The sequence below is a fragment of the Arcicella sp. GW458-12-2-14-TSB2 genome (assembly GCF_059423785.1).
Window position 1 is genome coordinate 1 of record NZ_JBWKYN010000287.1, and the last position, 4,034, is coordinate 4,034.

1 protein-coding gene is annotated in these 4,034 nt (G+C 39.4%); it reads right to left on the reverse strand.

Annotated elements, in window-relative coordinates:
• Nucleotides 1–26 precede the first annotated feature (26 nt).
• Nucleotides 27–3,521: an amidohydrolase family protein gene (locus AC07XN_RS23645; protein WP_494744837.1), complete on the reverse strand. Its 3,495-nt coding sequence runs from the start codon at nucleotides 3,519–3,521 to the stop codon at nucleotides 27–29.
• Between the last annotated feature and the right edge of the window lie 513 nt (nucleotides 3,522–4,034).

The window sequence follows — 4,034 nt, forward strand, 5'->3', positions numbered from 1 at the left end:
CGCTTGAAGCGAGCGACTGCATATTACTATTCTTTTATTCCAGTATTCTCCGCAGGCTTTTCAAATTCATACTCACTTCTTACCAATTTGTTTTGCGTTGGATAAATCTCATTCAAGGTATTCGCATCATAGATTCTTCCGTTTTTCATCACCATTTTCAAGGTATTTGAATTACGGATATTTTCTAAAGGATTTTTATCCATGATTAATAAATCGGCTAATTTCCCTTTTTCGATACTGCCAAGGTCTTTGTCTAACCCCAAAGCTGTTGCTCCTAAAATCGTAGAAACTTTTAAGGCATCAAGGTTTTTCATCCCTCCGCTTTGCATCGACCATAGTTCCCAATGATAACCCAATCCTTGGAACTCTCCGTGACTACCAATACCTGCCAATGAACCATTTTCTACCATCGATTTCATTGATTTAGCATGTTTTTGGAACACGTGTTCTTCTGGTAAAAACCAGCCCGATACCCTACGTGTTTTTTCTGCCAATTCTTCATAAGGCATAAAATACTGCATCTTTTTATCATGGTATGGGTTCTCGGTTTCAAAATAAAAAATCTCTGCAAACGGTCCTCCGTAAGCTACCAAGAAAGTAGGCGTTACTGCCATTTTAGAAAAAGCGATAGATTTCACCACGTCGTTATACAAAGGGTACACAGGAATAGCGTGTTCATGCCCTGGGTAACCATCTAGCATATTAGTCATATTCAGCTTATAGTTCAAACCACCTTCAGTAGTAGGCATCAATTTTTGGTCTTTTGCTGCTTTGATAATCCACTGACGGGTTTGTCTATTTCCTGTCAGATACATTTTGATGTATTTGGTATTGTAATATTTACTGTATTGTTTCAACGCATTAATCGCCCCTGTTGAATCTTTGATATTATACGACCAAAAGCCAACCCCCGGACCAGTTGAATAAATTCTTGGGCCTGCTATTTTACCTGCATCTACCATATCGCTGTATGTGAAAACGTCGGTTGTAGCCGTTTGAGGGTCACGGGTGGTCGTTACCCCATAAGCCAAATTGGCGGCATAAATCCATACTTGATTTTTCTGAATGCCCCACTGTGGCCACATGTGGGCATGGGTATCTACAAACCCTGGGGTGATGGTTTTGCCCTTCACATCTATTACTTTGGCATTGCCGACTCCTTTCAACGTTCCGCTTTTGCCTACCGCTTTTATTCGGTTGTTTTCTATCAGTACGTCTCCGTTTTCAATCACCTCATTACCATTCATCGTAATGATTCTCCCTCCTTTCAACAATACATTTCCTGTAGGTATATCGCGTGTGAAATAAAGCTTAATCTCTGCCTCCTCAGGTTTATACGTTGCATCTGCTTTCTTAACGGCTACTTTTTTAGCAACAGAATCCGCCTTCACTTTATTATCTACCTTAATTTTCACCGTATCAGTTTTCACTTTATGCAACGAATCGGCTTTGGCTTTTTCTAATGCTTTCTTTGCTGTTTTCACACTGTCTTCAAAAGCTTTAGCTTTGTCTAAATCAAATACAAAATGATAACGCCCTAACGACCAGTGTACTTTTTTAGCATCGCTAGACCATGACGGGAACTCTCCTCCTATTTCTGTTAATTTTTGTGCAGGAAATTGCGCCGAAGCAGGGTCAGAAACAGAGATATTTACAGTCTTACCAGTTTTAGGAATCGTCATCACATAAATATCATTGTTTACTTGTGCCAAAGCCCTTTCACCATCTGGCGACATCATCACTTGCGAAGCATTCGTTGCCCTGTTTACTTCCATAGCCTCGGCTGTTTTCTCCGAAATCATGCAATTGTGTACATATTCTTCTCCTTCTATGCTCATGCCGTAGGTCGTAATACCGGTGATTTTCGCATGAATTTTCTCATCTGTACCATCCCATTTTATAGAGATTAATGAGCCATCACCTCCACTCAAATAAATTCTATCGATGTTTTTAACAAAATGTGGATTACCTCGTCCCTGTGCTTTATCAATCACCGTAATGGCTCCTCCTTTAGCATCTATCCAGCAAACTTCATCTTCTGAACTCGGAGCAACAGGGCCAACCGATTCTTTGAAGGCTCTCTTTTGGGTACGGATAAATACGATTTTATCATCTTTGGGTGTCCAAACGGGTTGACTGTACAAGGCTGAAACAGTCGTCAATTTTTGTAAGTTGGGCGTACCACTTACATTCACTTTGTAAAGGTCTCCACCTTGGGCTGTCCACGTAATGAAAGCCAATTGCTTACCATCGTTCGACCACACAGGTTGTGCTTCTGTAAAATCATTGTTAGTAATTCTGCGAGGAGTACCATTTGGATAGTCTGCCACATATAGGCGATTCAACGACGTAAAGGCCAATTGCTTTCCATCTGGCGAAGCCACCGCATCACGAATTTGGGAAATCAAGGTTTGGGTAGTATCAGAGATTGGATACTTAAATTCCAGCCTTGGTCCCATTTCTACCTCCATATCTACCGTGAACGGAATCTGTACTGGTGTACCGCCGTTGATGGCAATCTTGTAAATCTTACCTCCGTAAGAGGCTATCAATGCCTGATTATCGGGTGTGAAAGACATTGCAGGTAATACGCCCATCGTAGCGATAGACTCTTGTTCGTCTCTTTGTACTGGATAAGCCAACCATTTTTCATCCCCATTTTCCAAGTTTCTTAATACCAAGCCTGTTTTTTCTTCAAAACGTGAACCATATACCATCCATTTTCCATCACTAGATAATGTCGGAGAAAACGCCGAGCCATATCTGGAAGTAATGGTAGTACGTTTCGCATTATCGCGGTCGTAAACGCCAATCTGATATTGTGGCATCATGGCGTTGTAGTTCCAAGCACCGCTTCTTTGCGAGAAATAGATGTATCGTCCGTCGGGACTTACCGCAGGGTCTATTGTTTTTAAATTAGCAGGTTGGTCAATTAGCTGAACGCCTCCGCCTCCATCTTTATGAACCATCCATAACTGTACATTCATGCGTCCTTTGGCAAACACAATGTAATTACCGTCGGGTGTCCATTCGGCCGCTTCAAAGTTTTGGTCACGGTCTTTCGTAACTTGTACTGTATCTTTTTTCTCAAAATCAATCACCCAAACATTGTCAGAACCACTTTTGTCAGAGATAAAAAGTAGTTTTTTACCATCTGGACTATAACGTGGATGGGTATCAAACGCCAAGCCTTTGGTAATGTTGGTAGCCTTGCCACCTGCAAAAGGCATGGTGTATAAATCACCCATTAAGTCGAAAACGATTGTTTTAGCATCTGGACTAACATCTAGTGACAGCCATGTACCTTCGTCGGTATTGAGTTTGAATTTACGAGTTGCCTTGAGTGGTAAATCTTTGTAACCGACATACTTGGTGGTGTCTTTTTTGAGGGTATCGCCAGCAGTAGTACGCAACAGTGGCATTTTAGTGATTGAATTAGCCATTCCTATCATCGCAAATACAGTGACGGCTAGGCATATCAATAGGTTTTTAGGATTAATTTGTGGAAAAGTGATTTTCATTTTGTTGATTTAATGTTGTTGAATTGATAAGCTAAAATAATGATTATTTTTTAGGATAAATATTTTGGAGAGGTGTTTTTTCGCACTCACTCTTTACAGATAATATAACTTAGTGCTATGCTATCGGTATTTATCCAGCACACAAAATCAATCTGAAAACGTTTAACATTTCCATTGATAAAAAACTGGTAAGATTTTTTGATTTTTAACAGGAACACAGGAGATAACAGGCATCGAAACTCTTAAGCAATATAGCGTTTTTTCTTTAAAAAACAAAATCTTTCCTCATGATTTTTGCAGAGCGGAAAGACTTTTTAAAAGCTTTTTCACTTTTTATAAAAATATGCCCCCAGCTTATCTTTATTTTTAAAAACATCATTTAAAAACTTAAATATCAATTCTTCAAAACAACAACAAATTTTTCATTGCTGTTGTTGTTATTAGGTTTATATAGTTTTCTTAAGTTTTATATAGTTTTATTATACTAGCATTGCTTCTACAGTGCTTTGGTAG